This is a genomic window from Actinomadura sp. GC306 (assembly GCF_004348665.1).
Lineage (GTDB): Bacteria > Actinomycetota > Actinomycetes > Streptosporangiales > Streptosporangiaceae > Spirillospora.
In genome coordinates, this window is the sequence record NZ_SMKM01000509.1 from 1 (window position 1) to 1717 (window position 1717).

The 1717-nt window shown below is 78.0% G+C and carries 2 protein-coding genes; both read right to left on the reverse strand.

Annotation, left to right across the window (positions count from 1 at the left end; all coding sequences use genetic code 11):
* Positions 1-118: 118 nt before the first annotated feature.
* A complete protein-coding gene (locus E1200_RS33120) occupies positions 119-568 on the reverse strand; it encodes a DoxX family protein (RefSeq protein WP_131956591.1) in 450 nt (149 codons plus the stop codon).
* A 125-nt stretch (positions 569-693) separates the two neighbouring features.
* Positions 694-1717, reverse strand: a 1024-nt coding sequence (locus E1200_RS33125; protein WP_131956593.1) for an aminotransferase class V-fold PLP-dependent enzyme, incomplete at its 5' end; no start/stop codon positions are given.

The window sequence follows — 1717 nt, forward strand, 5'->3', positions numbered from 1 at the left end:
CCCCCGGCCCGCGCGACGCGCCCTGACACGGCCGGGACGCGGGTGGGCCCCGCAGACCGGCCGGTCTGCGGGGCCCATCTGCGGGGCCCCCCCGCACTCCTTCGCTCCTGGGGCGGGGTCAGCGGCGCAGCGCCGCGCGCAGGGCGTCCCAGACCTGCCGGGTCTCGGCGCGGCGGTCCCAGGCGACGGCGGCGAACACCACGGCGTACGCGGCGGGCATCAGCGCCCACGCCGGCTCCAGCACCAGGATCTGGGTGAGGGCGGCGCCGGCCATCAGGCCGATCAGCGCGATCCCGGCGAGCCCGGCCAGCCGCGGGACGACCAGCGCGACCGCGCCGGCGGCCTCGACGGTGCCGGTGACGTAGCGGAACCACTGGCCCCAGCCGATCAGGTCGAACGTCTCGACCGCGGTGGCCTCCCCGGCGAACTTCGGCAGCGCCGAGGCGAAGAACAGGAAGACCGCCAGGAAGATCTGCAGGCCCCACAGCACCTTGCGGCGCGCGGTCATGCGGGAGGCGCCGGAGGAAGCGGGGGCCGGGGCGGGGGTGTGGGTGTGGGTCGCGGTCATGGCGGTGGTCCTTTCGTGCGGTGCGTCTCATCGGCCTTTCACTGACGCGTCGCACGGCCGCCCGCCGGATCGACATCCCCGCCGGCTTTTTCTCAAAAGATTTTCCGGCGGCGGATCGGTGCAGGTCAGCGGGGTGCGGCGGCGATGAGCGGGGCCAGGAGCGCGGCGGCCCTGTCCACGTCGGCCGGGCTGGTGGTGAGGTGGAACGCGCACCGCAGCCGCCCGGCCCGCACCGAGGCGGCCACCCCGCCGGCGCGCAGCGCCTCGGCGGCGCCGGCGGGGACGGGCACCGGCACGATCGCCGACTCCCCCGCCGACTCCCCCGCCGGGAGGCCCAGCGCGGCGCGGAACCGGCGCGCCAGGGCGGTGTTGTGGGCGTGGATCGCCGGGACGCCGACGCGGGCGAGCAGTTCCAGGGCGGGGGCCTGCCCGGCCCAGCACTGCCACGCCGGCGACAGGTCCAGGCGGCGCGCGTCCGGGGCCAGGCGCAGCGGCAGCCCGTACACCGAGTCCCAGATGTCGGCGCCGGCGTACCAGCCGGCGCCGATCGCGGGCAGCGCGTCCAGGGCCTGCGGGGTGCCGGTGAGAAAGCAGGTGCCGCGGGGGCCGAGCAGCCACTTGTAGCCGCCGCACACCAGCCAGTCGACGTCGGCGGCGGGCAGCGGCAGCCATCCGGCGGCCTGGGTGGCGTCCAGCAGGATCCGGGTGCCGCGGGCGCGGGCGGCGGCGATCAGGTCGTCCAGCGGGGCGATGCGCCCGTCGGCGGACTGCACCGCCGACACCGCGACCACGTCGGCGCCGCCCGCGCGGACGGCGGCGGGCAGCCGCTCCAGGGGGACCTGCCGGACGGTGAGGCCGGGCCGCGCGGCGAACGGCCACAGCAGGGAGGTGAAGTCGCCCTCGGCGGTCAGGACGGCCGCGCCGGCGGGCAGCGACGCCGCGACCAGCCCGGTGAAGTAGGACACCTGCGGTCCGCACGCGACGCGTCCGGCGGGGACGCCGAGCAGCCGCGCGAACGCCTCCCGGGAGCGGGTCACGGCCCGGTCCATCCCGGTTGCGGTCAGCAGCCCGGCGGCGCGGTCCCGCTCGGCGGCGAGCATCGCCTCGTGCGCGGCGCGGGGCGGCAGCCCGTAGGAGGCGGTGTCGAGG

Coding starts and splice junctions, on each gene's coding strand:
- E1200_RS33120 (WP_131956591.1), bottom strand. CDS start 568: ATGACCGCGACCCACACCCACACCCCCGCCCCGGCCCCCGCTTCCTCC.